Source organism: Klenkia sp. AC732, from assembly GCF_979256525.1.
Genome location: NZ_CEEDOS010000004.1, coordinates 1 through 26,363, shown reverse-complemented (window position 1 = coordinate 26,363; position 26,363 = coordinate 1). Strand labels below are relative to the sequence as shown.

Here is a 26,363-nt window from a genome sequence, read left to right as displayed (position 1 = left end):
GTGGCCGGGCCCGTTCCCGGGCAGGCTGGCCCGGTGAGCACCGATCCCGCCGCCGCGTACCGCGCTGCACTGCCGCCCGGCGAGCTGTTCGAGCTGGACCTGCGCGGACACGACCGCACCGGCGTCCCGACGACGGCGACGGTCTGGCGCTCGGGCGACCGGGCCGGGCACGGCGTCGGCTACGGCGCCACCGAGGCCGCGGCCGCCACCGGCGCCTGGGGTGAGCTGGCCGAGCAGGTGCTGCTCGACGACGCACTGCTGCGCGTGACCCCCCGCACGGCCACGTACCCCGAGCTGCTGGCCGAGCGCGGGGCCGACCGGGTCGCCGACCCCCGCACGCTGGTGCTGCCCGCCGGGGCCGACCCGGACCGGCCGCTGCGCTGGTTGCCCACCACCCGCTGGGCGACCGGCGAGGAGGTGCTGGTGCCCGCCGAGCTGGTCGCCCCGCACGCCACCGGCATCGCCGGCGACCCGCCGCCCGGGGGCTGGCTGGTCACCCCGATCACCAACGGCATGGGCGCCGGGGACACCGCCGAGCGGGCCGTCGCCCATGGCATCGGCGAGCTCCTGCAGCGCGACGGGAACACCGTGGACTTCCGCGCGCTGGAGCGCGGCACCGTGGTCACCGGCATCGACGACCCGGACGCCTGCGCCGCGATCGCCGCGCTCGAGGACGCCGGGCTCAGCGTGAGCGTGCGGCTGGCCAGCACCGAGTTCGCCGTCGTCGTGCACGCGGTGGCCACCGACCCGGCCGCCGACGTGCCGGTCGTGGTCAGCGCCGTCGGGGAGGCGGCCGCTCCGGACCGGGCCGAGGCCGTGCGCAAGGCGGTGCTGGAGCTGGCGTCGTCCCGGGCCCGACGGGCGTTCGCCTTCGGCCCCCTGGACCGGGTGGGTGCGCTGCACCCGGCCTACCTGGCCGCCGAGCTGCAGCACCCGCTGCCGCCCCAGGAGACCCGGGCGCTGGAGGCGATGACCGGCTGGACCGGGCTGTCCACCGCCGAGCTGTCCGAGCTGATGGCCCCGGCCTGGGTGCGCCGGGACACCGTCGCCTACTCCGACCTGCCGACCTCGGAGGTGACCGGGCCGGCCGGGACCCTGGCGCTGTGGCAGCAACGGCTGACCGGGTTCGACCTGCTGGTGGCGCACACACAGGTCGGCGACGTGCACGTGGCCAAGACCCTGGTGCCCGGGCTGGAGGTGGAGACGCTGTCCTACGGCCGGATCGGCGAGCGGGTGCTGCGCCGGCTGCTGGAGCGGGACAGCCCGCTGGTCGGACGCGGGGTGCCGACGACGGCCGATCGGCTGCCGGTGCGGTTGACCCGGGAGGCCACCGAGCGGGTCGGCGGCCCGGCCTGGCTGGACACCGCAGAGGTCCGGCGCACCGTCGGGGCGCTCTACCCGCTCTACCGGGAGCCGACCCGGCACGCCCCGCAGCGGCTGGCCGCCGGGCTCTGACCCGTTTGTCGTCGGCGACCACGCGGTAGGAGGGCCCCGGCCCAGCCCCGGCCGCAGACGCCCCGCGGTCCCCGGGCCGCGGCGACCTGCCGGGGGCCGGGGCGACCGGCGGGCCGGCCGGGAGCACCGTGGACACCCGCCCGCCCGAGCTGCAGACGATGCCGCTGGGCCTCTACGACCTGGTCACCTACGCGATCCTGGGCTCCGGCTTCGCGCTCCTGGCCTACACCGTCTGGTCGGCGACCAGCCGGGACGAGGTGGGCGTCCGCTACCGCCCGGCCGTCCACGCCGGCACCTGCATCGGTGCGGTGGCCGCCCTGTCCTACCTGCTGCTCTTCCGCGACTGGGACGCCGGTTTCACCCTGTCCGGCGACCAGTACGTGCCGGAGGAGGGGGCCCGGTCCACCCTGGCCACGCGCTACGTCGACTGGACCGTCACGGTGCCGCTGCTGACCGTCGAGCTGCTCGCGGTCTGCTCGGTGGCCGGCGCCCGAGCCCGCACCCTGCGGGCCACCACCATGACCGCGGCCGCGCTGATGATCCTCACCGGCCACCTGGGGTCACAGGTCGTCGACCAGGGCCGCAGCACCACCGCGCTCGTGGCCTGGGGCCTGGTCAGCACGGTCTTCTACGGCTACCTGTACGTCGCGCTGATCGGCGCCGTCCGGGCGTCGATGCCCACGATGGGCCGGGAGGCCGCCGTCAGCCTGCGCAACGCGACGATCGTGCTGCTGGGCAGCTTCGGGGTGTACCCGCTGGTCTACAGCGGGCCGGTGTTCCTCGACGTCACCCCGGCCTGGTTCGCCGGCATGCAGGTCGCCTACTCGGCGGCCGACGTGCTGGCCAAGGTGGGCTTCGGGGTGCTGGTGCACAAGGTGGCGGAGCTGCGGACCGCCGAGGACGTCGCCGCCGGCGAGGACACCCACCCCGAGCCGGTCTGGATCAACCACGTGCGGCACAGCACCGCCGTGCAGCCGCCGCAGCGCCCTCAGTGACCGGGCGTCGTGCGGCGCTCGGCCATCGCGGCCAGCCGCTCCAGTGCCTCGGTGTTCCGATGCTTGAGCAGGGCCTCGGACACCGGGTTGTGCACCCACCTGCCGGGGCCGCTGATCGGCACCTCGGTCATGGTGATGCGGGTGCCGCCGTCCTCGGCGCGCAGGTCCAGCTCCACCCGGGCCTCGCCGAACGGGCGGCCCTTGGCGCGCAGCACGAGTCGGCTGGCCGGCTTCGACACCTCGACGACGGCCTCGTCGTCCAGGGTGACCGGCCAGGTGCCCTGGCTGTGGTGCAGCTTGGCCCCGGCCGCGGGCCAGGCCTCCTCGACGGCGCGCATGTGGGAGGCGCCGACCACCCAGTTGCTGTACGTCCAGCCGTTCGCCAGGACGTCCCAGACGGCGGTGGGCGGGGCGGCGACGTGCCGTTCGACGGTGGCCATCCCCCCATCCTGGGGGCCTCGGGCGGCCCCGGCACCGGCAGCGCCGCTTACGCTGGCGGGCGCTGACAGCCTCTCCCGCAGTCCGACGGCGAGGCCGGCGACGGTGAGCCGGTCGGCCGCGCCGCCCAGCACGACCGCCGTCCGCCGGTGCCGGACGCCGGCCAGCCGCAGGCGCAGCTGGACCCTCGTCCCGGCCCCCTCGGGGGCCAGCACGACTGCCCAGCTGAGCCGGACGTGGTCGCGGGTCGAGCGGTGCACCAGCGTGTGCGGGGGTCGCCTCTCGTGGACGGTGAAGGTGGCGTGCCGGCCGCCCCAGTCCGGGATCACGTCGCCGACGGCGAGGCCCTGCAGGGTCGGCTCCAGGTGCCGCGACCCGCGCCGGTCCGGTGGCGTGAGCGCCTCGACCCACCGCGGCAGGGGGTAGCCGCCGCGCCGCTTGCCCAGCTGCACGAACCACGGCCAGACGGCGTCCGGGGGTGCCGGCAGCGAGAAGGCGGTGTCCATCGCGATCGTCGCGTCCGGGACGACGTCGTCCCCCGGGAGGACGGCGGCCCGCTCGGCCGCGGTCGGCCGGACGCTCACCCCGGGACGTTCGCGCGCAGCTCCGCCAACCACAGCGCGGCGGACCCGTCCGAGGGCGCCCGCCAGTCCCCGCGGGGGGACAGCGAGCCGCCGGCGGAGACCTTCGGGCCGTTGGGCATCGCCGAGCGCTTGAACTGGCTGAAGCCGAAGAACCGCTGGCAGAACACCTCGAGCCAGCGGCGGACCTCGGGCAGGTCGTAGGCGACCCGCTTGGCCTCGGGGAACCCGTGCGGCCAGTCGCCGGTGCTCGCGTCCCGCCAGGCGTGCCAGGCCAGGAAGGCGATCTTGGAGGGCCGGAAGCCGTAGCGCAGCACGTGGAAGAGGGTGAAGTCCTGCAGCGCGTAGGGGCCGACGGCGGCCTCGGTGGACTGCGCGGTCTCCCCCGGCACGAGCTCGGGGCTGATCTCGGTGTCCACGATGGCCTGCAGCGTGGCGCCGACCTCGGCGTCGAACTGCCCGGTGCCGATCACCCAGCGGATCAGGTGCTGGATGAAGGTCTTGGGGATGCCGCCGTTGACGTTGTAGTGGCTCATCTGGTCACCGACGCCGTAGGTCGACCAGCCCAGCGCCAGCTCGGACAGGTCGCCGGTGCCCAGCACGATCCCGCCGCGCTGGTTGGCGATCCGGAACAGGTAGTCCGTCCGCAGGCCGGCCTGCACGTTCTCGAAGGTGACGTCGTAGACCGGCTCGCCGTCGGCGAAGGGGTGGTCGATCTCGTCGAGCATCAACCGCGCCGTGGGCTGGATGTCCAGCTCCGCGGCGGTCACGCCCAGGGCCCGCATCAGCGCCCAGGCGTTGCCCTTGGTGTGGTCGCTGGTGGCGAAGCCGGGCAGCGTGAACGCCAGGACGTCGCTGCGCGGGCGGCCGGCCCGGTCCATCACCTGGGCGGCGACGATCAGCGCGTGGGTGGAGTCCAGCCCGCCGGACACGCCGATGACGATCTTCGGGTCACCGATCGCCGAGAGCCGCTGGGCCAGCCCGGCGACCTGGATGTTGTAGGCCTCGTAGCAGTCCAGCTCGAGCCGGGCGTCGTCGCTGGGCACGAAGGGGAAGCGCTCGAGCTCCCGGCGCAGGCCCAGGTCGGCGTCCGGCGGGTCGAGGGTGAACTCGACCGTGCGCGCGGCGGGTGCGTGGTGCCGGCGGTTGTCGTCGAAGGTGCCCATCCGGGCCCGCTCCTGGCGGAGCAGGTCCAGGTCGACGTCGGCGACGGCGCGGCGGTCGCCGTCGGGGAAGCGGTCGGTCTCGGCCAGCAGCACGCCGTTCTCGTAGACCATCGTCTGCCCGTCCCAGGACAGGTCGGTGGTCGACTCGCCCTCACCGGCCGCGGCGTAGACGTAGGCGGCCAGGCAGCGCGACGACGCACTCCGCACCAGCAGGCGGCGGTCCTCGGCCCGGCCCACGGTGATCGGCGAGCCGGACAGGTTGAGCAGCACGGTCGCCCCGGCCAGCGCGGCCTCCGCCGACGGCGGGATCGGCACCCAGACGTCCTCGCAGACCTCGGCGTGCACGACCAGCCCGGGCACGTCGGTGGCGGCGAAGAGCAGGTCGGGCCCGAAGGGCACCTCGGCGCCGCCGACCCGGATGGTGCCGGTCTGGTCGTCGCCGGGGGCGAGCTGGCGGCGCTCGTAGAACTCCCGGTAGGTGGGCAGGTAGGACTTCGGCGCGACGCCCAGCACCCGCCCCCGGTGGACGACGACCGCGCAGTTGTAGACCCGGTTGCGGTGCCGCAGCGGGGCGCCGACGACCAGCACCGGCAGCAGGTCGGCGCTGCCGGCGACGACGGTCTGCAGCGCCACCTCGACGGCGTCCAGCAGCGGGTCCTGCAGCAGCAGGTCCTCGATGGAGTAGCCCGACAGCGTCAGCTCGGGGAACACCGCGACAGCGACGCCGTCCTCGGCGCAGGCCCGGGCCTGGCGCAGCACGGACTCCGCGTTGGCCGGCGGGTCGGCCAGGGCGGTCCGCTGGGTGCACGCGGCGACCCGGGCGAAGCCGTGCTGGTAGACCGACTCGAAGCGCATGCGCCCAGTCTCCCGTGTCCGGGGCGGGTGCGCGGCCGGGCCACCCCGTGCGGGTGTGCGGCCCCGCCCCCGGCGGAGGAAGCTCTACACCCCCTCGTGGCTCGCAGAGGGGGTGTGGAGCTTCCTCTGCCTCACGGGGGCGGGGTCAGGCGAGGCGCTCCACGGCGGCGTTGCTGGTCCAGAGGCGGACGCCGGCTGCGGCCACCGCGGCGTCGCCGGGGGCGGTCGGGTCGAACGGGGTGCCGCCCAGCCACGCCCAGGCGGCGGGGCGGCGGCCGAGGACCTCGGTGAGCCGGGCCAGCGGCCGGGTCACCTGCCGCTCGACGTCGCCGGCCGTGCGCACGGACGCCGAGCTGGCGTGGGTGGCGGAGTGCCCGCAGACGACGTGCCGGGCGGCCAGGTCGGCGAGGGCGTCCCAGCTCATCGCCAGCGGGCCGTCCCCGGGCAGGTCCTCCGCCAGCACGCCCAGGTCGTGCTCGGCGGCGAAGGCGCGCTGCTGGTCGACGGGGCAGTCCAGGAACTCCGTGGGCGGGTAGAACCAGCCGACGAGGCCGAGCTCCTCGCACAGCGGGGCGGCGACCTGCGCGGCGCTGGCGAACCCGTCGAAGAAGGCCGGGACGACGCCGGGCCGCGGGTCCCGCCAGACGCCGGTGTCCAGCGCGGCGTGCAGCTCGGCCTCGGTGACCGGGGAGAACCGCTCGGCGTACCAGGCCAGCTCCCGGCGGAGCTCGGCCGCGTGCGAGGCCGGGGTGTTGTGGAAGTTGACGACCCGCAGGTGCCGCCCGGCCAGCACGGCGTCCCGGACCCGCCCGGCCTCCTCGTCCCGGGCCGCCGCCGGCGGCAGCGGGGTGTCCCCCGGCCGCCACGCGGCCAGCGGCAGGTCGGCACCCCCGACGGGGGCCGACGGCGGCCGGAACCGCAGCCAGGCCACCGCGGCCAGCGCGTCCTGCACGGTGACGTCGGGGTCGGCGCCGCGCAGCACCGCCCAGGCCTGCTCGACCGCGCAGGCCAGCTCGCGGTCGGCGGGCAGCGGGTGGTCGGGCGGTCCGGTGTCCGGTCGGGTGCGGTCGGCCAGGGCCACCAGCATGGCGACCCCGGCCCGGTCCTCGTCCTCGGCGGCCACGGCGCGGGCGGCGGCGAGCAGGTCGGCTGCTGAGCTCATCCCCACCCAGGGTGCGCGCGGTCCGGTCAGCCCTGCAACCGGTGCATCGACTCCGGCAGCGGCTCGGTGTGCAGCACGGCCAGCCGCTGGGTGGCCCGGGTGAGGGCGACGTAGAGGTCGCTGGACCCGCGGGTGCCCTCGCTGAGCACCCGGGCGGGCTCGACGAGCACGACCGAGTCGAACTCCAGCCCCTTGGCCTCGTGCGGGCGGAGCACCACGGGGCCGGCGGAGGAGTCCGCGGCCCCGCCGGAGGTGACGGCGGGCAGCGCCGCGGTCAGGGCGGCGACGACGTCGTCGAACCGGCTGACCGGGGCGATGACGGCCGTCGTCCCGCTCTTGCCGGCGAGGTCGGCGGTGACGGCGGCGACCCGGTCGGTCAGCTCGGCCTCGGTCAGCAGCTCCACGGCGGGGAACTCCCCGGCCGAGCGCACCGACCGCGGGGCCTCCAGCTGCGACCCGGAGGCGGCCAGCACGTCGGCGGCGACCTCCATGATCTCCGTCGGGGTCCGGTAGTTGACCGTCAGCTGGGCCATCCGCCACTGCGTACGGGCGTGCGGGGTGAGCACCTCGGCCCAGCTGGAGGCACCGGCGGCGCTGCCGGTCTGCGCCAGGTCGCCGACGACGGTCATCGACAACGTCGGGCACTTGCGGGCCAGCACCCGCCAGGCCATCGCGGACAGCTCCTGCGCCTCGTCCACGACGACGTGCCCGAAGGTCCAGGTGCGGTCGGCGGCGGCGCGCTCGGCGGTGGACCGGTAGTCGGCCTCCTCCTCGCGGGCGGCCAGGCCCTCGGCGTCCAGCAGGTCGCCGGCGGTGAGCTCCTCGGACTCCTCGTCGTCGTCGGCGTCGTGCGAGCGGGAGCCGTGCAGCAGGTCCAGGGTGCGCTGGGCGTCGTCCAGCCCGGCCTGGCGGCGACGCTGCGCGGCGGCCCGCTCGGCGCTGTCGTCGACGCCGAGCAGCTCGTCGGCCTCCTCCAGCAGCGGGACGTCGGCGACGGTCCAGGGCGCGTCGGCGTCCCGGGCCAGCAGCACCCGGTCCTCCTCGGACCACCCCTTGGTCGCCGCGGCGACGCGGGCCGGGGAGGCGTACAGGTCGCGCAGCAGCTCCTCGGGGGTGAGCAGCGGCCACAGCTCCTCGACCAGGTCGGCGACGGCGGGCTCGCCGGCGATCTCCCGGCGCAGGGCGCGGCGGTCCTCGGCGTCGAGCAGGTCCTCCCCGCCGCGGACGTCGGAGGCCATCCGGTCGGCCACCCGCTGCGCGATCAGGTCGACCAGTCCGCGGTAGAACGCCGGGCGGGCCAGGTTGTGCAGCCGGGACGCCCGGCGGGCCTGGGTGCGCACCCGGGCGACGTCCCCCGCGCGCAGCCGGATCCGCTCCCGGTCCACCACGACCTCCCGGGTGCCGCGCAGCACGCCCTGCCGGTCCTTCACGGCCGCGGCGACGACGTCGACCATCGCCAGCCGGCCCTTGACCTCGGCGACGTCGGCGGGGTCCTCGGCGCGGGCGTCCAGGCCCGGCCGCAGCTGGCCCAGCCCGGCCAGCAGCACGCCGGTCTCACCGAGGGCGGGCAGCACGTCGGCGATGTAGCGCAGGAACGTCGGGGTCGGCCCGACGACGAGCAGACCGCTGCGGGCCAGCCGGTCGCGGTGGGTGTAGAGCAGGTAGGCCGCGCGGTGCAGGGCGACGGCGGTCTTCCCGGTCCCCGGCCCGCCCTGGACGACGAGCACACCGCGGGAGTCCGAGCGGATGATCTGGTCCTGCTCGGCCTGGATGGTCCGCACGATGTCGGTCATCCGGCCGGTGCGGTCGGCGGTGAGCGCGCGCAGCAGCGCGGCCTCGCCGGTCAGGCCGTGCTCGTCGGCCTCCTCGCCCTCGGCGAGCACCAGCACCTCGTCGTCGATCCCGGTGACCCGGCGGCCCAGGGTGCGGATGTGCCGACGACGGCTCACGCCCTCGGGCCGGAACGGGGTGGCGGTGTAGAACGGCCGGCTGGCCGGGGCACGCCAGTCGACCAGTGCCGGGTCGCCGCCGGCGTCGTCGGCGGGCAGCCCGGTGCGGCCGACGTACAGCGGCTGCGCGACCTCCTCGCGGTCCAGGCGGCCCAGCACCAGGCCGGCCTCGGCGGCGTCCAGCTGCACGATCCGGGTGCCGTGGAAGCGGACCGCGGCCTCCTTCTCCCCCATGGCCTGCGCGTTGTCCACGAGCGGGGCGGAGATGGCCTGCTCCCGACGGCGGACGGCGAGCTCGCGGGCGGCGTCGAGCCGGGCGTAGAGACCGGTGACGTGCTCTTGTTCGGCGACCAGTGCGGGGTCGGGGGTGGAGCTCGACACGGGCAGGTCTCCTGGGGGTGGTGCGGCGGCGCGGGAGGCGACCACGCTAGTCCGCGGGTCGCCTCCCCGTCGGTCAGCCCGTCGCGACCGGTCCCAGCACCGCGTCCAGCGCGCCGGCCAGCCACTCCCGGGCCTGCTCCGGCGACGTCGGGGCGGCCGCGTGCCGGGCGGCGACGTAGAGGTCGGGCCGCACCAGCAGCACCCCGCCGTCAGCGGTCTCCCGCAGGTCGGTCCAGGTGCCGTAGGGGTCGTCGACCGGCAGGCCCGGCCCGATCGCGACCGGGGTGATCGTCAGCCCGCGCTGGGCGCCCAGCTCGGCCGCGGCGGCCAGCCAGGCGTCCCCACCGACCCCGGTGACGACGGCGAAGCGGCCCGTGCCGGCCAGGTCCAGGGTGGACACCTCGTGCCCGGCCCGGGTGACCCAGGTGTGCGGCAGCTTGGCGCCGGGCCAGGTGGTGGGCCGGGCGTACAGCTCGGCGTCCCGCTCGTAGGGCGGCATCGGCGTCCCGTCGGGGACGACCGCGGCGGAGGCGTAGCGCTGGTTGTGCTCGACGCCGTGGGCGTCGAACTCGTAGGCCTTGTACGCGATCGCCTCCCGGACGGCGGCCCGGACCCGGTCGCCGTCGGGCCCCGGCGCCCGGCGCAGCGCGAGCTGACGCTCCAGCACCTCGACGTCGGTCGTGTCGGTGAGCTCGAGGGCGGCCATGATCCGGCCGGTGTCGGCGATGGACCGGTTGGCCCGCTCCACGACCTGCCGTGCGATCGGGGCGCGCTCGGCGTCGTAGGAGTCCAGCAGGCTCGGGTGGGCGGTGCCGGCCACCACGTGGGCCAGCTTCCAGGCCAGGTTGTAGGCGTCCTGGATCGAGGTGTTGGAGCCCAGGCCGTTGGTCGGCGGGTGGCGGTGCACGGCGTCCCCGGCGCAGAACACCCGGCCGCGGCTGATCGTCGTCGCGAAGTGGTGGTTGACCGTCCAGGGCGAGCCGGACAGCACCTCCATCTCGAAGTCGTCGGTGCCCACGAGGCCGACGGCGAGCTCCCGGACGAAGGAGTCGGTCAGCTCCGGCGGGCCGTCGGCGACCGCGTAGCCCCACATGAGCATCCACTCGGTCCAGGGCTTGATCATCCGCAGCACGCCCAGCCCGACGCCCTCCTTCTCCGCGCCCGGCTGGAGCATCCAGTAGAGGACCGAGGGCCGGTGGGCGACCAGGTGGGTGAGGTCGGCGCGGAACACGATGCCCAGCGCGCCGCCCACCGCACCGGGGCCCTCGAAGGGCAGCTCCAGGTCCGTGGCGACGGCGCTGCGGGCGCCGTCGGCGCCCACCAGGTAGCGCGAGCGGACGTCGAACTCGACCCCGGTGAGCCGGTCGCGCAGCGTGGTGGTGACGCCCTCGTCGTCCTGGACGTGGCGCAGGTACTCGGTGTCGAAGCGGACCCGTGCGCCGCGGTCCTGGGCGGCCTTGACCAGCACCGGCTCGGTGAGGGTCTGCGGGGCGTCGAGCATCGTGCACGGGCTGGCCAGGGCGTAGTCGGCGTGCCGCACGGTGTCGGTGCCCCAGCTGGGGATCCGGCCGAGCTCCTCGCCGACCAGGCTGGTGCAGAACGTCGTCGTCCCCATCAGCTCCCAGGGGGTGGCCAGCGCGGTGAGCGTCTGCTCGACGCCCATGTCGCGCAGGGTCTCCATGGCGCGCTGGTTGGTGATGTGCGCCCGCGGCTCCTGGGACAGCCGCCCGTACTTGGTGACGACGAGGACCCGCGTCCCGTAGGTCGCCAGGAACAGCGCGGCCGAGGCCCCGGCGGGGCCGGTGCCCACCACCAGGACGTCGGTGTCGACCACGGTGGGAGTGCCTGCGAGCGTCATGCGCCGGACACTGGTTGAGCGCTCCACCTGTGTCAAGCGTCACTGCTCAGCGGCCCGCCTACCCTCGGTGCGTGCCCGTGCTCCCTCCCGACGTCGCGGCCGCCCGGGACGCCGCGCACCGACAGCGGCTGGCGCCCTGGGTCGAGCCCCACCAGCAGCGGCGATCCCGGCACGAGGCGCACCCGGTGTGGGACTTCCTGTTCACCTACTACTCCGAGCCGCCGGCCCGGCTGCTGCGCTGGCACGCCGGTGTCGGCACCTCGGTCACCGGGGAGCTCGCGCAGGAGCGGCTCGGCTGGCCGCTGTACGCCCGGCTCGAGGACGGCTCGGTCGGGCTGGACGTCGAGGCGTTCCGCGCGAAGCGGGGCGCGGCGACCGGATGGACCGCCGGGCTGCTGGCCCGCACCGCCGGCCGGGCCGGGCAGTTCGGCTGCTTCGGGCTGCACGAGTGGGCGATGGTCTACCGGGCCGGCGAGGTCCGGCACGGCGGCGTCCCGCTGCGGCTGGGCGCGGCCGGCACCGACGCCGTCGTCGAGGGGCACCGGCTGCAGTGCACCCACGTGGACGCGTTCCGGTTCTTCACCGCCGACGCCGTCCCCCGCAACGCGCTGACCCCCACCCGGGAGACCCAGGCCGAGCTGGAGCAGCCGGGCTGCCTGCACGCCACGATGGACCTCTACAAGTGGGCCTACAAGCTGTCCCCCGCCGTGCCCGGGGAGCTGCTGGCCGACTGCTTCGTCCTCGCCGCCGACGTCCGGGCGCTGGACATGCGGGCCAGCCCCTACGACCTGGCCGACCACGGCTTCCCGCCGGTGCCGATCGAGACCGCCGCCGGCAAGGCCGAGTACGCCGAGGCCCAGCGCGGCTTCGCCGCCCGCGGCACCGCCCTGCGCGAGCGCCTGCTGGCCGTCTGCGACGCCGTCCTGGCGCCCGCACCCGCGCCCGCCCCCGCCGCCCTCGGTTGATCAGGGGCGGCGGGGGCCTCAGAGGACCTTGCCGGGGTTCATCAGGCCTCGCGGGTCCAGGAGGGTCTTCAGGCCGCGCATCAGGTCCATCGTCACCTCGTCGGTGACCACCGCCAGGGCCTCGCGCTTGGCCTGGCCGATGCCGTGCTCGGCGCTGATGCTGCCCGACCGGCGGGCCACCTCGCGGTAGACGACGTCGGCCAGCTCGTGCGCGCGGGCGGCGAACACGTCCGGGTCGGCGCCGACCGGCGGGGTCAGGTTGTAGTGCAGGTTGCCGTCCCCGACGTGGCCGTAGGTGACCAGCCGGACGCCGGGCGCCGCCATCCGCAGCGCGGCGTCGGTGGCCGCGACGAACTCCGGCAGCACCCCGACCGGCACGGTGACGTCGTGCTTGAGGCTGGGCCCCTCCGGGTTCTGCGCCTCCGAGATGCCCTCCCGCAGCGTCCACAGCGCCGCGACCTGCGCCGACGACGAGGCGACGACGGCGTCCGCGACCAGGTCCTGCTCGACGGCCTGCCCGAGCACGTCCTCCAGCAGCGCGTCCAGGCCGGCGTCGGGGCGGGCATCGCCCAGCTCCAGCAGCACGTACCAGGGGTGCACCTCGGCGAAGGGGTCCCGGGCGCCGGCGACGTGGGTCAGCACCAGCTCCAGGGCCTGCCGGGACACCAGCTCGACGGCGGTCACCCGGTCCCCCGCCGACCGGCGCAACAGCCCGAGCAGGTCGACCGCGGCCTGCACCGAGGGCAGCGCTGCCCACGCCGTCGTCGTCGAGCGCAGCGCCGGCACCAGCGACAGCACGGCCCTGGTGACGACGCCGAGCGTGCCCTCGGCGCCGATGAACAGCTGGGTCAGGTCGTAGCCGGTGTTGTCCTTGCGCAGGGCCCGCAGCCCGTCCCAGACCCGGCCGTCGGGCAGCACGACCTCCAGGCCGAGCACCTGGGCGCGGGTGTTGCCCCAGCGCAGCACCCCGGTGCCACCGGCGTTGGTGGCGATCGTGCCGCCGATGGTGGCGCTGCCCTCCGAGCCCAGCGAGACCGGGTAGAGACAGCCCACGGCCGCCGCCGCCTCCTGTACGGCCTGCAGCACGGCGCCGGCCTCGACGGTGACCGTCAGCTCGGCCGGGTCCACGGCCAGCACGGCCCGCATCCGGGTCAGCGACAGCACCACCTCCGCGCCGGACGCGTCGGGCACCGCGCCGCCGCACAGCCCGGTGTTCCCGCCCTGTGGGACGACGGCGACCCCGGCGGCCGAGCACAGCCGCAGCACCGCTGACACCTCCGCGGTGCTGGCGGGCCGGACGACGGCCAGCGCCGTCCCGGACCACGCGCCGCGCCAGTCGGTCAGGTAGGACGCCGTCGCGGCGGGGTCGGTGAGCACGCCGGCGTCGCCGAGCTCGGCGCGCAGCCGGTCGACGAGCTCGGCGTTCACGCGGCGGCCCCGACGGCGGGCAGACCCAGCACCGAGCGGGCGTCGGCCACCGCGTCCAGGTCGAGGGTGTCCCCCCGGTGCCGGGCCAGCCGGTCGGCCCAGTCGGTGGCCCTGGCCGGGAAGCAGCGGTCCAGCAGGTCGACCATGACCGCCACCGCTGTCGATGCCCCGGGGGAGGCACCGAGCAGGGCGCCGAGACTCCCGCCGGCGGAGGTGACCACCCGGGTGCCGAAACCGACCATCGCGCCCCGTCCCCCGGTGCGCTCGAGCAGCTGGACCCGCTGGCCGGCGGTCACCAGCTCCCAGTCCGCCGCCCGCGCCGTGGGCACGAAGCCGCGCAGGGACGCCGTCCGGGCCGTCGGGGTCTGCGCCAGCTGCCCGACCAGGTGGGCGGTGAGCGCGCGGTTGTCCCGGGCGGTGGCCAGCAGGGTGGGGACCGCGTGCGGCCGCACCGACCGGAGCAGGTCGCTGCGCCGACCGGTGCGCAGGAACCGCGGGGAGAACGCTGCGAACGGGCCGAAGAGCAGGTGCTCCCGGCCCTCGACGCTGCGCAGGTCCAGGTGCGGCACCGAGATCGGCGGGGCGCCGGGCGCTGCGTGCCCGTACAGCTTGCCGCGGTGTGCGGCGACCAGCTCCGGGTCCGACGTCCGCAGGAACCGGCCGCTGATCGGGAACGCCCCGAGCCCGCGGACCTCGGGCACGCCCGCGGCCTGCAGCACCGGCAGGGTCGCGCCCCCCGCGCCGACGAAGACGAACCGGGCCCGCACCCGGCGGGCCAGCCCCGACCGCCGGTCGGTCACCGTGGCAGCCCAGCCGGCGCCGTGCCGACGCAGCCGGGAGACGTGCTGGCCGACGGAGACCTCCGCGCCGCGCCGGGTGAGGACCTGGAGCAGGCCCCGGGTCAGCGTCCCGTAGTCGACGTCGGTGCCCTGCCCGGAGCGGGTCAGCGCGAACGGCTCGTCGCCGGTCCGCCCCCGCGTCACCAGCGGCACCCAGGACGCGGCCTCCTCGCGGTCCTGCGTGAAGCGCGTGTCGGCGAACAGCGGGTGGTGCGCCAGCGCCTCCCGACGCCCCCGGAGGTGGGCGACGCCCTCCGCGCCGCGCCCCAGCCCCAGGTGCGCCACGGGACGCACGAAGGAGGGGTCGAGGTCCCCCGCGGCCACCAGGTCGGCCCACAGCCGCAGCGAGGCGGCGAACTGCTCACCGATCCGCACGGCGGCCGTGACGTCGACCGAGCCGTCGGCCCGACGGGGGGTGTAGTTGAACTCGCAGAGCCCGGCGTGCCCGGTGCCCGCGTTCATCCAGGCGGCCGAGCTCTCCAGACCGCCCTGGTCCAGCCGTTCCAGCACGGCGATCCGCCAGTCCGGCTGCAGCTGCGAGAGCAGCACGCCCAGGGTGGCGCTCATGACGCCCCCTCCGACGAGCAGGGCGTCGACGTCCTCGGTGGGCACGACGGGTGGCACGGGGACCTCCAGGGGGATCGGGTCGGGTCAGGCGGACGCGAGGACGGCGGCCAGCACCAGCCCGGCCACGCCGATGCCGCGGCGCAGCCACAGCCCGGGCAGCCGGCGCACCAGCGGCGGGCCGAGCACCCCGCCGACGAACAGCCCGGCGGCCAGCGGCAGCACCGCGGCCCAGGCGACGTCGGCGAAGAGGGCGAAGCCGATGGCGGCGAGCAGGTTGGAGGCGCCGGAGACGGTGTTCTTCAGGGCGTTGCCGCGGGCCACGGTCTCGCCCGTGGTGAGCAGCAGGACGGCCAGCAGCAGCACCCCGGATGCGGCCCCGAAGAACCCGCCGTAGACCGACACCGCGGCCACCCCCGCGCCCATCGCCCAGAGGGCCCGGCGGGGGTGCCGGCGAACCTCGGCGGTGCCGTCGGAGGCCAGCTCGCGAGGCGGGCGCTGGAGGAGGATGAGCACCGAGGCGGCGGCGATGAAGAACGGCACCACCGCCTCGAAGGCCGATGGCGGGGTGGTCAGGAGCAGCGCGGCCCCGGCGACACCACCGGCCATCCCCAGCGGCAGCAGCAGCGCGATGCGCCGTCCCTGGCCGCGCAGCTCGGGCCGGGAGGCGCCCACGGCGCCGACGCTGTTGAGCACCAGCGCGACGGTGTTGGTGACGTTGGCGGTCACCGGCGGGAGCCCGGTGGCCAGCAGCGCCGGGTAGCTGACCAGCGACGCCAGACCGGCGACGCTGCCGGTCAGCCCGGCGCCGAGGCCGGCCAGCACCAGCAGGCCGGCCTCGAGCGCGCTCAGCGGGCGGGCTTGACCGCGAGGACCGGGCGGTCGCTGTCGAGGAGGATCCGCTGGGCGCTGCTGCCCATGAGCAGCTTGCCCACCGGGGACCGCCGGCGGATGCCGATGACCAGCACGGACGCCTGCACCTCCTCGGCGACCCGGAGCACCTCGTCGGCGGCGTCGCCCTCGTGGGCGGTGCGGCGGACCTCCACCTGCACGCCGGCGGCCGAGGCCCGGCCGGTCAGCCCGGTGACGGCGTCGTCGTCGGCGGCGGTGCTGCTGACCGGGGCACCGCTGCGCGGGGAGTTCAGCACCAGCAGCGGCTCGCCGCGGCGGGCGGCCTCGGCGACGGCGGCGTCGAACGCCGCCTCGCCCTCGGGCGAGGGCAGGTAGCCCACGAGCACGGTCACACGAGCTCCTCGGTCTTGTCGGCGGCGGCGGGCCGGGCGGCCCGACGCCGGTTGCGCACGGCCTGGACGACCGGCAGCAGCAGGACGACGAGGAACACCGTCAGCAGCACGCCGGAGATCGGCCGGGTGAAGAAGCCGGTGGGGTCGCCGTCGAAGAGCAGCAGCGACCGGCGCAGCGAGCTCTCCAGCAGCGAGCCCAGCACGAAGGCCAGCACCAGCGGGCCGGGGTCGAAGCCGCACTTCTTCATCAGGTAGCCGATGACGCCGAAGACGATCACCAGCACGATGTCGAAGACGTTGTTGTTGACGGTGTAGACGCCGATCAGGGTGATCAGCACGGTGATCGGGGCCAGGATCGCCGGGCGCACCCGCAGGATCCGGACGAAGACCCCGACCAGCGGGATGCTCATCACCAGCAGCAGCACGTTGCCGATGTACATCGAGTTGATGACGCCCCAGAACAGCTCGGGCTCCTCGGTGACCAGCTGCGGGCCGGGTGTGATGCCCTGGATGAGCAGCGCCCCGAAGATGACCGCCATGGTGGCGTTGGCCGGGATGCCCAGGGTCAGCAGCGGGATGAACGACGACGTCGCGGCCGCGTTGTTGGCGGTCTCCGGGGCGGCGACGCCCTCCACGGCGCCCTTGCCGAAGCGGCTGGGGTCCTTCGCGCGGCGCTTCTCGATGGCGTAGGCGGCCAGCGAGGCCAGCACCGCACCACCGCCGGGCAGGATGCCCAGGAAGAAGCCGATGACCGAGCCGCGGCCCACGGCCCCGCGGGACTGCTTGAGGTCCGACCGCGACGGCCAGACGTTGGAGACCTTGGTGGGCGCGTTGACCGCCCGGTGCCGCTCCTCCAGGTTGTAGAGGATCTCGCCCAGGCCGAACAGGCCCATCGCGATCGGCACGAAGTCCAGGCCGTCGGCCAGGCTCAGGTTGTCGAAGGTGAACCGCTCGGCGCCGGTGAACCCGTCGCGGCCGATGGTGGCCAGCGCCAGGCCCAGGCAGGCGGCGATGAGCGCCTTGGGCCGGCTGCCGGAGCTGACGGTGGAGACCAGCAGGATGCCCAGCAGGGCCAGCGCGGTGTACTCCGGCGGGCCGAAGTCCAGCGCGTACCCGGCGATGACCGGGGCCAGGAACGACAGCGCGACGATGGAGACGGTGCCGCCGACGAAGGAGCCGATCGCGGCGATGCCCAGCGCGGTGCCGGCGCGGCCCTGCTTGGCCATCGCGTGGCCGTCGAAGACGGTGACCACCGAGGAGGCCTCGCCGGGCAGCTTGAGCAGCACCGAGGTGATCGTGCCGCCGTACTGGGCGCCGTAGAAGATGCCGGCCAGCATGATGATCGAGGTCACCGGCTCGATGCCGATGGTCAGCGGCAGCAGGATCGCGATCGTGGCGGCCGGGCCGAGGCCGGGCAGCACGCCGATCAGCATGCCGATGACGACGCCGATCAGGCAGTAGAGCAGGTTGGTCGGCTCGATGACGACGAGGAAGCCGTCCAGGACCGGGCTGAGGGAGTCCACCGGAGGGCCTCCTAGAAGAGGTGCGGGATCGGGACGGACAGCGCCACGACGAACAGCGCGTAGAAGACGGCGACGACGCCGAGGCTGACCAGGACCGACGTCCGCCAGCCCTCCCGGCCCAGGAACCGCAGCCAGACGAAGCACAGCAGCACCGCGGGGACCTCGAAGCCGATCACGTCGATCAGCAGCACGAAGCCGACCAGGGTGGCCAGGCCCGCCAGCACGCCCCAGGCGCGGGAGGTGAAGGCCTCGGCGTCGGTGGTGCGGCGGGAGGCCACCGCGGTGGCGACCGACAGCGCGATCAGCGCGATCGAGACCAGCAGCGGCCAGGTGCCCGGGCCGGGGGCCTCGGCGGTGCCCACGCCCAGGGACAGCGACCCGAGCAGCACCGCGACCCCGATGCCGAGGGTGACCACCGCGGTGACCAGGTTGGTGACCGGGCCCGCCGTGGGCGGCCGGTCCTCCTCCGCGACCTCGTCGACCAGGTCGTCGGCCTCGGCGGCGGTCGCACCGGGGAGCACCCCGGCGTCGGGCAGCGCATCCGGTCCGACCGCGTGGTGCGGGGCCGACCCGGCGTCCCCCCGGACCGCCGGGGAGGCCCCCGCCCCGCCGTCCCCGGGCTGACCGGGGACGGCGGGACGGGTGGCGTCGTGCTGGGTGGCGCCGTGCTGGGTGGAGCCCGAGGAGGGGGAGGTCACGCGCCGCCGCCCAGGTCGATGCCGTACTCCTCCGTCAGCGACCGGTAGTTCTCCAGGTTGTCCGACCAGACCGTCTGCAGCTCGCTGCCGTCGATCTCGTTGGCGGTGAGCAGCCGGTCGGCGTTGAAGTCCTGGTAGCCGGAGTCGGCGAAGGCGGTGTCGAAGGCGTCCTGCAGGGCCGAGACGACCTCGTCCGGGGTGCCGTCGGGGGCGACGATCGCCCGGGACTGCTGCACCTCGGCGTCGGCGTAGCCCTCCTCGACGGCCGTGGGCACGTCGGGCAGGAACTCGTTGCGCTCGGCGGCGAAGGTGACGATCGGGGTCAGCTCGCCGGCCTCGATCTGGCTGAAGGCCTCACCGAGCTGGATGGCGGCGATGTCGACCTGGCCACCGAGGACGGCGGTCAGGGTCGGGGCGCCACCGTCGAAGGGCACCGGGGTGGCCTCGACGCCGAGCTCGCCGGTCAGCAGCGCGGTGGACAGCTGGCTGCCGGTGCCCACGCCCGTGGTGCCGTAGGTGACCGAGCCGGCCGCGGTGATGTCGTCGATGCTGGCGATGCCGCTGTCGGCGGCGGTGACCAGCACGTAGTCGTCCTGGGAGATGCCGGTGACGACGGTGAAGTCGTTGATGTCCTGCGCCTCGTCCTCCGACACGGCCAGCGGCGTGATGTAGGCCAGCGTGCCGTTGAAGACCATCAGCGTCTGCCCGTCGGGCTCGGAGCCGGCGAGCTCCTCGGCGGCCAGCGCGCCGTTGGCGCCGGGCCGGTTCTCCACGCTGATCGCCACGCCGAGCTCGTCGGAGGCGATCTCGGCCAGCGCGCGGCCGATGAGGTCGGTGCTGCCGCCGGGGTCCTGGCCGATGAGCAGGGTGATCGGGCCGTCGGGGAAGCTCGCCGCGGCGTCGTCACCGCCGCCGCCCCCTCCGAGGTTGCCCCCACAGGCCGACAGCGTCGCGACCAGCGTCGCACCCATCCCCGCCACGGCCCATCGGCGCGTCGTGTTCCACGTCATGTCGTCCTCCTCGTCGAGAGCGTCGTCCCGGCCACACGGCCCACCCTGCCGCTGTGAGCGCGGTCACGGGCCTGGGACTCGGGGGACCGTATGTCGGCGCAGCGATGCCGGTCCAAGCCCGATGAGGCATCGAGCGATACCCTCGACGCATCGTGTTCAGCCTCGACCAGCTCCGGGGGTTCGTCGCCGTCGCCGACGAGCTGCACTTCGGGCGCGCCGCCACGCGGTTGCAGATGACCCAGCCCCCGCTGTCCCGGCAGATCCAGAAGCTCGAGCGCGACATCGGCGCCCAGTTGCTGGACCGGGACAACCGCGGGGTGGCCCTCACCCCGGCCGGGCGGGTCTTCCTGACCGAGGCCCGCCGGCTGCTGTCCCTCGCCGACGCGGCCCCCGACCTCGCCCGCCGGGTCGCCGCGGGCTCACGGGGCACGATCCGGATCGGCTTCACCGCGGCGTCGGCCTACCGGGTGCTGGGCCGGCTGCTCGGCCTGGTCGCCGAGGCCCTGCCGGACCTGGACGTCGACCTGCAGGAGGGCGTGTCCCGCGAGCAGGTCGCCGGGCTGCTCGGCGGGGAGCTGGACCTGGGGCTGGCCCGGCCGCCCTTCGACCGGGCCGCGTTCGCCTCCCGGCTGCTGGACCGCGAGGCGCTGCTGGTCGCGGTACCGGCCGACCACCCGCTGGCCACGGCTGCCGGCCCGGTCGACCCCGCCGTGCTGGCCGACGAGCCGATGGTCATGCACTCCCCCAGCCAGGCCCGGTACTTCTACGACCTCGCCGTCCGACTCGTGCCGATCCGGCACGAGAACGTCGTGCACACGGTCAGTCAGGTGCTGACGATGCTGCTGCTCGTCGGTGCCGGCCGCGGGGTGGCCCTCGTCCCGGCCTCGGCCACCGCCCTGGGCATCGACGGGGTGGTCTTCCTGCCACTGGCCCCCGCCGACGCCGAGCCCGTCGAGCTGCACCTGCTGTGGTCCCGGGAGTCGGTCAACCCGGCGCTCCCGCGGGTGCTCGAAGCCCTCGCCCCGCTGCGACCGCCGACCCGGTGATGCCCGGAGGGCATCGCCGCATGCCGATCCGGTCTTGGACAGGCATCGCCGACCGTTCCTAACGTGGCCTGCGCCACGCGCTGGACCCACCGGCGCCCGTCCGACGCGAGGACCACCGTGAGCCTGATGTCCCCGGCCGACCTGGCCCCCCAGCTGGCCTCCGGCCTGCTGTCCTTCCCGGTCACCCACTTCGACGCCGACCTCGCCTTCGACGAGGCGCGCTACCGGGAGCACCTGTCCTGGCTGTCCGGGTTCGAGGTCGCCGGGCTCTTCGCGGCCGGCGGCACCGGCGAGGGCTTCTCGCTCACCGGCGCCGAGGTCGACCGGGTCGTCCGGGCCGCCGTCGCCGAGGTGGACGGCGCCGTCCCGGTGCTCGCCCCGGCCACCGGCGGCACCGCGACAGCCGTGGAGATGGCCAAGGCGGCGGCCGACGCCGGCGCCTCCGGCCTGCTGCTCATGCCGCCCTACCTGACCGAGGCCAGCCAGGACGGCCTGGTCGACCACATCACCGCCGTCTGCTCGGCCACCGACCTCGGCGTCGTCGTCTACAGCCGGGCCAACGCCGTGCTCGACGACGTCGCCGTCGCGCAGGCCGCGGACCGCAACCCCACGATGATCGGCCTCAAGGACGGCGTCGGGGACATCGAGCGGATGACCCGGACCTACGCCCGGGTCGGCGACCGGCTGGTCTACGTCGGCGGCCTGCCGACGGCGGAGACCTTCGCGCTGCCGCTGCTGGAGCTGGGCGTGAGCACGTACTCCTCGGCGGTCTTCAACTTCGTGCCGCAGTTCGCCACCGAGTTCTTCGCCGCCGTGCGCGCCAAGGACCGGGCCGCGGTGTACGCCAAGCTCAACGACTTCGTGCTGCCCTACCTGGACATCAGGGACCGCAAGAAGGGCTACGCGGTGTCCATCATCAAGGCCGGGCTCACCGCCGTGGGCCGCGACGGCGGCCGGGTCCGCCCGCCGCTGACCGACCTCACCGAGGCCGAGCTCGCCGACCTCACCGTGCTCATCGACAAGGTGTCCTGATGACCTCCACCCAGACCCTGACCGGCTCCTCGATCATCGCCGGGGAGACCGTCGCCGGTGACGCCGGCACGCTGCGCGCGATCGACCCGGCGACCGGGGAGACCCTGGAGCCGGCCTACTCGCTGCTGGCGCCGGCCGAGGTCGAGCGGGCCACCCGGGCCGCCGCCGAGGCCGCCCCGGCCTACGCCGCGCTGTCCCCGGCCCGCCGCGCGGCCTTCCTGCGCACCGTCGCCGACCGGGTCGAGGCCCTCGGGGAGACCCTGGTCGCCCGCGCCGTCGCCGAGTCCGGCCTGCCCGTGGGTCGGCTGACCGGCGAGCTGGGCCGCACCACCGGCCAGCTGCGGCTGATGGCCACCGTCGTCGAGCAGGGCGACCACCTGCAGGCCCGGATCGACCCCGCGCTGCCCGACCGCACCCCGCTGCCTCGCCCGGACCTGCGCCAGGTGCACGTGCCGCTGGGCCCGGTCGCCGTCTTCGGCGCCAGCAACTTCCCGCTCGCCTTCTCCACCGCCGGCGGCGACACCGCGGCCGCCCTGGCCGCCGGGTGCCCCGTCGTCGTCAAGGCGCACAACGCGCACCCCGGTGCCGCCGAGCTGGTCGGGCGCGCCGTCACCGAGGCCGTCGCCGAGCACGACCTGCCGGCCGGCGTCTTCTCCCTGCTCTACGGCGGCGGCAACGAGATCGGCCAGGCGCTGGTCAGCGACCCGCGGATCACCGCCGTCGGGTTCACCGGCTCCCGCGGGGGCGGGCTCGCGCTGGTCGCGGCCGCCGCCGCCCGGCCGGTGCCGATCCCGGTCTACGCCGAGATGTCCTCGATCAACCCGGTGCTGGTCATGCCCGGCGGGCTGGGCGACCCGGCCGCGCTGGCCGCGGGCTACGTCGGCTCGCTGACCCTGGGCGCCGGCCAGTTCTGCACCAACCCGGGCCTGCTGCTGCTGCCCACCGGCCCGGACGGCGACGCCTTCCTGGCCGCGGCCGGCGAGCTGGTCGGCGCGGCCACCGGCCAGACCATGCTCACCCCGGGCATCGCCGAGGCCTACCGGACCGGCGCGCAGGCGCTGGCCGCCGCGGGAGCCGAGCCGGTCGCCGAGGGCACCCCGGGCTCCGGCCCGCACGCCCCCGCCCCGGCCGTCTACGCCACCACCACCGCCGACCTGGCCGCCCGCCCCGAGCTGCAGGCCGAGGTCTTCGGCGCGCTGGGCCTGGTCGTCCGCTACGGCTCCACCGACGAGCTGCTCACCGCGGTCGGGGACCTCGAGGGCCAGCTCACCGCCACCGTGCACGCCGGCGCCGGCGACACCGAGGCGCTGGCCCCGGTGCTGCCGCTGCTGGCCACCAAGGTCGGCCGGGTGCTGTTCGGCGGCTGGCCCACCGGCGTCGAGGTCAGCCACGCGATGGTGCACGGCGGCCCGTTCCCGGCGACGTCGGACGGCCGCTCCACCTCCGTCGGCACGCTGGCCGTGCACCGCTTCCAGCGGCCGGTCTGCTTCCAGGACGCCCCCGACGAGGTGCTCCCGCCGTCCCTGCAGCGGGCCAACCCGTGGGGCCTGTCCCGCCGCGTCGACGGCGTCGTCCGCCGTCCCGAGGAGCAGTGATGGTCTCCCCCACGATCGCCCGGGTGCAGGTCGTCCCGGTCGCCGGGCGGGACAGCATGCTGCTGAACCTCTCCGGCGCGCACGGCCCGTTCTTCACCCGCAACATCGCCGTGGTCACCGACTCCGAGGGCCGGCAGGGCGTCGGCGAGGTCCCCGGTGGCGAGGCGATCGCGACCACGATCACCGACGCCGCCGAGTTCCTGGTCGGCCAGCCGGTCGCCCGGCTGGGCAGCCTGCTCGCGCAGGTGTCGCGGGCCTTCGCCGCCCGGGACGCCGGCGGCCGCGGCCTGCAGACCTTCGACCTGCGGACGACGGTGCACGCCGTCACCGCGCTGGAGTCGGCGCTGCTGGACCTGCTGGGCCAGCACCTGGGCGTGCCGGTGGCCGAGCTGCTCGGCGAGGGCCAGCAGCGGGACTCCGTGCCGATGCTGGGCTACCTGTTCTACGTCGGGGACCGCACCGCCACCGACCTGCCCTACCTGGTCGAGGACTCCCCGGCCGACGACTGGGAGCGGCTGCGCCGCGAGCCCGCCCTCACCCCCGACGCCGTCGTGGCCCTGGCCGAGGCAGCCCGGGCCCGCTACGGGTTCACCGACTTCAAGCTCAAGGGCGGGGTGCTCGCCGGGGCCGAGGAGGTCGCCGCCGTCACCGCGCTGGCCGAGCGGTTCCCCGACGCCCGGATCACCCTGGACCCCAACGGCGGCTGGCTGCTGTCCGAGGCCGTCGAGCTGTGCCGCGACCTGCACGGCGTCCTCGCCTACGCCGAGGACCCGGTGGGCGCCGAGGGCGGCTTCTCCGGCCGCGAGGTGATGGCCGAGTTCCGCCGCCGCACCGGCCTGCCCACGGCCACCAACATGGTGGCCACCGACTGGCGGCAGATGGCACACGCCGTCCGCTCGGCCGCCGTGGACATCCCGCTGGCCGACCCGCACTTCTGGACGATGCGCGGCTCGGTCCGGGTCGCCCAGCTGTGCGACGACTTCGGGCTGACCTGGGGCTCGCACAGCAACAACCACTTCGACGTCTCGCTGGCCATGTTCACCCACGTCGGCGCGGCCGCCCCGGGCACCATCACCGCCCTGGACACGCACTGGATCTGGCAGGACGGGCAGCCGCTCACCACCGACCCGCTGCAGATCCGCGACGGCGCGATCGCCGTCCCCAGCACCCCGGGCCTGGGCGTCACCCTCGACGAGGACGCCGTGGCCGCCGCACACGAGCTGTACCTGGAGCACGGCCTGGGCGCCCGGGACGACGCGGTCGCCATGCAGCACCTGCTCCCGGGGTGGCAGTTCGACCCCAAGCGCCCCGCCCTCGTCCGATGACCGTCCTGGAGACCCCGATGACCGTCCCGACCACCTCCCCCGTGCTGGACCGGATCGCCTCGGTGACGCTGAGCTCGGTGACGCTGCCGCTGGCCACCCCGATCAGCGACGCCAAGGTGTTCACCGGCCGGCAGAAGCCGATGACCGAGGTCGTCTTCCTCTTCGCCGAGATCACCACCGTGAACGGCTTCGAGGGCATCGGCTTCGGCTACTCCAAGCGCGCCGGCGGCCCCGCCCAGTTCGCCCACGCCAAGGAGATCGCCGACGTCCTCATCGGCGAGGACCCCAACGACATCTCCCGGCTGTGGACCAAGCTGGTCTGGGCCGGTGCCTCGGTGGGCCGCAGCGGCGCCTCCACCCAGGCCATCGCGGCCATGGACATCGCGCTGTGGGACCTCAAGGCCAAGCGCGCCGGCCTGCCGCTGGCCAAGCTGCTGGGTGCCCACCGGGACTCGGTGCGCTGCTACAACACCTCCGGCGGCTTCCTGCACGAGACGATCGAGCAGGTCTGCGACAACGCCACCGCGACACTCGAGGCCGGCATCGGCGCCATCAAGATCAAGGTGGGCCTGCCGGACTCCAAGGAGGACGTCCGCCGGGTCTCCCGGCTGCGCGCGCACCTCGGGGACGACGTCCCGATCATGGTGGACGCCAACCAGCAGTGGGACCGGCCGACGGCGATCCGGGTCAGCCGGGCGCTGGAGGAGTTCGACCTGGTCTGGATCGAGGAGCCGCTGGACGCCTACGACGCCGAGGGCCACGCCCAACTCGCCCGCGCGCTGGACACCTCCATCGCGACCGGGGAGATGCTGACCAGCGTCGCCGAGCACGCCGAGCTGATCCGGCACGGCGCGGTCGACGTCATCCAGCCCGACGCCCCCCGCATCGGCGGCATCACCCAGTTCCTCAAGCTGGCGACCCTCGCCGAGACCCACCACCTCACCCTGGCGCCGCACTTCGCCATGGAGATCCACGCGCACCTGGCGGCGGCCTACCCGATCGAGCCCTGGGTCGAGCACTTCGACTGGCTGACCCCGCTGTTCCACGAGCACCTGGAGACCGCCGGCGGCCGGATGTACCTCTCCGACCGCCCGGGCCTCGGCGTCACCCCCACCGACCAGCTCCGCGCCTGGACGACGGCCAAGGCCACCATCACCGCCTGACCCTCACCCACCCGCCCGCACACCCGCCCGCCCGCCGGTGATCATGGGGTTGGTGCACGCCGACACGCCGTCGCCCGGCGTGTCGGCGGGGCGACTCCCATGATCACCGCCGGAGGAGGTCGGCCAGCGGGGAGCTCGCGCGCCAGCCGGCGGCGAAGCCCTCCAGGGCATCGGCCATGCCGGGCAGCTCACCGGCCAGCGGCAGGACGGCCAGCAGCTGCAGGGCGCGGCCGCGCTCGGCCACCTGCAGGGCGCGCTCGTCCAGCGGGCGCAGGCCCAGCCGGGCGGCCTCGGCGTCGTAGCCGGCCCGCACGCCGGCGGGCACGGAGGCCAGGTCCCACTCGGGCGGCCCCTGGCCGACGTGCTCGAAGTCCGAGCTGAGCAGCGCGGACGGCGTGGCGATCACGTTGTAGAACGGCGCGTCCCCGTGCACCGGTTGCGCCGGCGCGTCCGGGAAGGCCGCCGCCCAGGCAGCCGGCTCGGTCGCCAGGGGCGCCAGCAGGTCCCACTCCCCCTGCGCCCGGACGACGTCCTCGGCGGTCAGCCAGGCGGGCCGGTCCGCCACGAGCTGCCCCAGCGCGTCAGGCACCGACTCGTCCAGCGGGACCAGCCAGTCCAGCTCCACCGGGCAGTCGGCCAGTGCCGCGTGCAGCCGGGCGACGAGGGCCCCGCTCTCGGTCTCGGGCACCTCCCGGTCGGTCTGCTCCACCCACCGCCACAGGGTCAGAGCCTGTCCGTCGGCGACCAGCGGCTCCGGGTGCGCCGGGACGACGACGGGGAACCCGCGGCCGGCCAGCCACGCGGTCACCGCGAGCTCGGCGCGCATCTGCCGCAGCCGGGCGGGCAGGTCCGCGCGCACGGTGCGCGGCAGGACCGTGGGCACCCGGGCCACCACCGGCTCGGGCGCCAGGTGGACGACGACCGAGAACGCCTCGTAGAGCACCGCCGGGTCGGCGCCGGTCACCCCGACCGAGCGCGCTGCGTCGACGGCCGCGTCCACGGCCGCCTCCCGCCGGGTACCGCCGGGGCCGAGGGGGCTGCTCATGGGCCCGGACCCTCCCACCTGCACCCCGCCCTCCGCACCCGGTTTC

General features: G+C 75.4%; 21 protein-coding genes. 8 read left to right on the top strand and 13 right to left on the bottom strand.

Annotated features, from left to right (window positions below):
* The first annotated feature begins 33 nt into the window (after positions 1-33).
* Positions 34-1,455, top strand: a complete 1,422-nt coding sequence (locus AC0IVP_RS02745) for a YcaO-like family protein (protein WP_471754364.1) — start codon at positions 34-36, stop codon at positions 1,453-1,455.
* A gap of 128 nt (positions 1,456-1,583) precedes the next feature.
* Entirely contained in the window at positions 1,584-2,450 is an 867-nt protein-coding gene (locus tag AC0IVP_RS02740) for a bacteriorhodopsin (protein WP_471754362.1), read from the top strand.
* Here the strand turns inward: AC0IVP_RS02740 and AC0IVP_RS02735 are convergent.
* The 5 genes from AC0IVP_RS02735 to AC0IVP_RS02715 all read right to left on the bottom strand — a co-directional run bounded on the left by AC0IVP_RS02735 (position 2,444) and on the right by AC0IVP_RS02715 (position 10,840).
* Positions 2,444-3,472: an SRPBCC family protein gene (locus AC0IVP_RS02735; protein WP_471754360.1), complete on the bottom strand. Its 1,029-nt coding sequence runs from the start codon at positions 3,470-3,472 to the stop codon at positions 2,444-2,446. The genes AC0IVP_RS02740 and AC0IVP_RS02735 overlap by 7 nt on opposite strands.
* Positions 3,469-5,490, bottom strand: a complete 2,022-nt coding sequence (locus AC0IVP_RS02730; RefSeq protein WP_056291325.1) for an NAD(+) synthase — start codon at positions 5,488-5,490, stop codon at positions 3,469-3,471. The genes AC0IVP_RS02735 and AC0IVP_RS02730 overlap by 4 nt, the downstream gene beginning before the upstream one ends.
* Before the next feature lie 145 nt (positions 5,491-5,635).
* Positions 5,636-6,652, bottom strand: coding sequence for a polysaccharide deacetylase family protein (locus AC0IVP_RS02725; protein ID WP_471754358.1), 1,017 nt, complete (start codon positions 6,650-6,652; stop codon positions 5,636-5,638).
* Positions 6,653-6,678: 26 nt separating this feature from the next.
* On the bottom strand, positions 6,679-8,982 hold the full coding sequence (locus tag AC0IVP_RS02720; protein ID WP_471754356.1) for a HelD family protein: 2,304 nt from the start codon (positions 8,980-8,982) through the stop codon (positions 6,679-6,681).
* A 73-nt stretch (positions 8,983-9,055) separates the two neighbouring features.
* A complete protein-coding gene (locus AC0IVP_RS02715; RefSeq protein WP_471754354.1) occupies positions 9,056-10,840 on the bottom strand; it encodes an FAD-dependent oxidoreductase in 1,785 nt (594 codons plus the stop codon).
* Between the two features lie 71 nt (positions 10,841-10,911).
* Between AC0IVP_RS02715 and AC0IVP_RS02710 the strand changes: the two genes are divergently transcribed.
* Positions 10,912-11,805: a hypothetical protein gene (locus tag AC0IVP_RS02710; RefSeq protein WP_056291312.1), complete on the top strand. Its 894-nt coding sequence runs from the start codon at positions 10,912-10,914 to the stop codon at positions 11,803-11,805.
* Between the two features lie 18 nt (positions 11,806-11,823).
* On the opposite strand, the gene AC0IVP_RS02705 is transcribed toward AC0IVP_RS02710, so the two are convergent.
* Genes AC0IVP_RS02705 through AC0IVP_RS02675 form a run of 7 tightly spaced genes read right to left on the bottom strand, consistent with a single transcriptional unit; the run spans position 11,824 to position 19,111 of the window.
* Positions 11,824-13,233 carry an FAD-binding oxidoreductase gene (locus tag AC0IVP_RS02705; RefSeq protein ID WP_471754352.1) on the bottom strand — a complete coding sequence of 470 codons (1,410 nt, stop codon included), beginning with the start codon at positions 13,231-13,233 and terminating at the stop codon, positions 11,824-11,826.
* On the bottom strand, positions 13,230-14,696 hold the full coding sequence (gene mqo / locus AC0IVP_RS02700) for a malate dehydrogenase (quinone) (protein ID WP_471754350.1): 1,467 nt from the start codon (positions 14,694-14,696) through the stop codon (positions 13,230-13,232). The genes AC0IVP_RS02705 and mqo overlap by 4 nt, the downstream gene beginning before the upstream one ends.
* A 27-nt stretch (positions 14,697-14,723) precedes the next feature.
* Positions 14,724-15,461, bottom strand: a complete 738-nt coding sequence (locus AC0IVP_RS02695; protein ID WP_471754348.1) for a sulfite exporter TauE/SafE family protein — start codon at positions 15,459-15,461, stop codon at positions 14,724-14,726.
* Between the two features lie 23 nt (positions 15,462-15,484).
* Positions 15,485-15,880 (bottom strand): universal stress protein, encoded by a 396-nt coding sequence (locus tag AC0IVP_RS02690; protein ID WP_056291304.1) that lies wholly within the window; start codon positions 15,878-15,880, stop codon positions 15,485-15,487.
* The gene (locus AC0IVP_RS02685) at positions 15,877-17,403 is read right to left on the bottom strand and encodes a tripartite tricarboxylate transporter permease (RefSeq protein ID WP_056291302.1); all 1,527 of its coding nucleotides are present in this window, start codon (positions 17,401-17,403) and stop codon (positions 15,877-15,879) included. The genes AC0IVP_RS02690 and AC0IVP_RS02685 overlap by 4 nt, the downstream gene beginning before the upstream one ends.
* A gap of 11 nt (positions 17,404-17,414) precedes the next feature.
* Positions 17,415-18,101 carry a tripartite tricarboxylate transporter TctB family protein gene (locus AC0IVP_RS02680; protein WP_471754346.1) on the bottom strand — a complete coding sequence of 229 codons (687 nt, stop codon included), beginning with the start codon at positions 18,099-18,101 and terminating at the stop codon, positions 17,415-17,417.
* A complete protein-coding gene (locus AC0IVP_RS02675; protein ID WP_056291300.1) occupies positions 18,098-19,111 on the bottom strand; it encodes a Bug family tripartite tricarboxylate transporter substrate binding protein in 1,014 nt (337 codons plus the stop codon). Before AC0IVP_RS02675 ends, AC0IVP_RS02680 begins: the two co-directional genes overlap by 4 nt.
* A gap of 152 nt (positions 19,112-19,263) precedes the next feature.
* Between AC0IVP_RS02675 and AC0IVP_RS02670 the strand changes: the two genes are divergently transcribed.
* From AC0IVP_RS02670 to AC0IVP_RS02650, 5 genes are all read left to right on the top strand, one after another.
* Positions 19,264-20,157, top strand: a complete 894-nt coding sequence (locus AC0IVP_RS02670; protein WP_471754344.1) for a LysR substrate-binding domain-containing protein — start codon at positions 19,264-19,266, stop codon at positions 20,155-20,157.
* A 126-nt stretch (positions 20,158-20,283) separates the two neighbouring features.
* Positions 20,284-21,189, top strand: coding sequence for a 5-dehydro-4-deoxyglucarate dehydratase (gene kdgD / locus AC0IVP_RS02665; RefSeq protein ID WP_235564543.1), 906 nt, complete (start codon positions 20,284-20,286; stop codon positions 21,187-21,189).
* The gene (locus AC0IVP_RS02660; RefSeq protein WP_471754342.1) at positions 21,189-22,784 is read left to right on the top strand and encodes an aldehyde dehydrogenase (NADP(+)); all 1,596 of its coding nucleotides are present in this window, start codon (positions 21,189-21,191) and stop codon (positions 22,782-22,784) included. The genes kdgD and AC0IVP_RS02660 overlap by 1 nt, the downstream gene beginning before the upstream one ends.
* Positions 22,784-24,109: an enolase C-terminal domain-like protein gene (locus AC0IVP_RS02655; RefSeq protein ID WP_471754340.1), complete on the top strand. Its 1,326-nt coding sequence runs from the start codon at positions 22,784-22,786 to the stop codon at positions 24,107-24,109. Before AC0IVP_RS02660 ends, AC0IVP_RS02655 begins: the two co-directional genes overlap by 1 nt.
* Positions 24,106-25,272, top strand: coding sequence for an L-talarate/galactarate dehydratase (locus tag AC0IVP_RS02650; protein ID WP_056291289.1), 1,167 nt, complete (start codon positions 24,106-24,108; stop codon positions 25,270-25,272). Before AC0IVP_RS02655 ends, AC0IVP_RS02650 begins: the two co-directional genes overlap by 4 nt.
* A 103-nt stretch (positions 25,273-25,375) precedes the next feature.
* Here the strand turns inward: AC0IVP_RS02650 and AC0IVP_RS02645 are convergent, their stop codons facing one another.
* Positions 25,376-26,317 carry a protein kinase family protein gene (locus tag AC0IVP_RS02645; protein WP_471754338.1) on the bottom strand — a complete coding sequence of 314 codons (942 nt, stop codon included), beginning with the start codon at positions 26,315-26,317 and terminating at the stop codon, positions 25,376-25,378.
* Positions 26,318-26,363: the final 46 nt, after the last annotated feature.

Bases quoted from the DNA above. Each gene is read 5' to 3' on its own strand.
- AC0IVP_RS02650 (WP_056291289.1), top strand. From the start codon at position 24,106: ATGACCGTCCTGGAGACCCCGATGACCGTCCCGACCACCTCCCCCGTG.
- AC0IVP_RS02725 (WP_471754358.1), bottom strand. From the start codon at position 6,652: ATGAGCTCAGCAGCCGACCTGCTCGCCGCCGCCCGCGCCGTGGCCGCC.
- kdgD (WP_235564543.1), top strand. From the start codon at position 20,284: ATGTCCCCGGCCGACCTGGCCCCCCAGCTGGCCTCCGGCCTGCTGTCC.
- AC0IVP_RS02655 (WP_471754340.1), top strand. From the start codon at position 22,784: ATGGTCTCCCCCACGATCGCCCGGGTGCAGGTCGTCCCGGTCGCCGGG.
- AC0IVP_RS02645 (WP_471754338.1), bottom strand. From the start codon at position 26,317: ATGAGCAGCCCCCTCGGCCCCGGCGGTACCCGGCGGGAGGCGGCCGTG.
- AC0IVP_RS02730 (WP_056291325.1), bottom strand. From the start codon at position 5,490: ATGCGCTTCGAGTCGGTCTACCAGCACGGCTTCGCCCGGGTCGCCGCG.
- AC0IVP_RS02660 (WP_471754342.1), top strand. From the start codon at position 21,189: ATGACCTCCACCCAGACCCTGACCGGCTCCTCGATCATCGCCGGGGAG.
- AC0IVP_RS02675 (WP_056291300.1), bottom strand. From the start codon at position 19,111: ATGACGTGGAACACGACGCGCCGATGGGCCGTGGCGGGGATGGGTGCG.
- AC0IVP_RS02715 (WP_471754354.1), bottom strand. From the start codon at position 10,840: ATGACGCTCGCAGGCACTCCCACCGTGGTCGACACCGACGTCCTGGTG.